The 443-nt window shown below is 71.1% G+C and carries 1 protein-coding gene; it reads left to right on the top strand.

Annotated elements, in window-relative coordinates; all coding sequences use genetic code 11:
• The coding region (locus CVH10_RS17560) for a hypothetical protein (protein ID WP_106489352.1) at positions 1-412 on the top strand (412 nt) is incomplete at its 5' end.
• Positions 413-443: the final 31 nt, after the last annotated feature.

Here is a 443-nt window from a genome sequence, read left to right as displayed (position 1 = left end):
CTTGACCGGCTACATCGAGGGCCAGCCCAAGACGTGCGCCCCGGTGGTCGCCATGTTCACGGGCCCAGGTGGCATCGGGTGGGCCCGCACGCTCACGAGCTGGCTCCGGCTCGTCCTGACCGCCGATGAGCTACACCGCGAGGGGCGCCACCTCCTTCCCGAGCACGCCCGGGCCCTTGAGCTCGCCGCGCTCGAATCCGGATACCGTGCGCCGAGGCGGTCCCTCCGGCCGGACGGCCCGATCGGCACGGATCAGCGCTGGCACGAGGCCGCCGACCACCTCGACAAGACGGCACGCGACCCCGAGACCGCCTTCGCCGTGTTCTACGCCCGCTGCAAGGGGCTGACCCTGGACGAGGCCCGCAAGGCGATCCTTCCGTTCTGGATCGGGCGCACCTTCAGCTTCGACTGAAGGCCATTCCGGGCGCACGTGCGCCCGATGT

Source organism: Halomonas sp. ND22Bw, assembly GCF_003011945.1.
In the GTDB taxonomy this organism is placed as follows: Bacteria; Pseudomonadota; Gammaproteobacteria; order Pseudomonadales; family Halomonadaceae; genus Halomonas; species Halomonas halophila.
The sequence above is the reverse complement of the archived record's forward strand: the minus strand, read 5'-3'. Positions and strand labels throughout refer to the sequence as shown.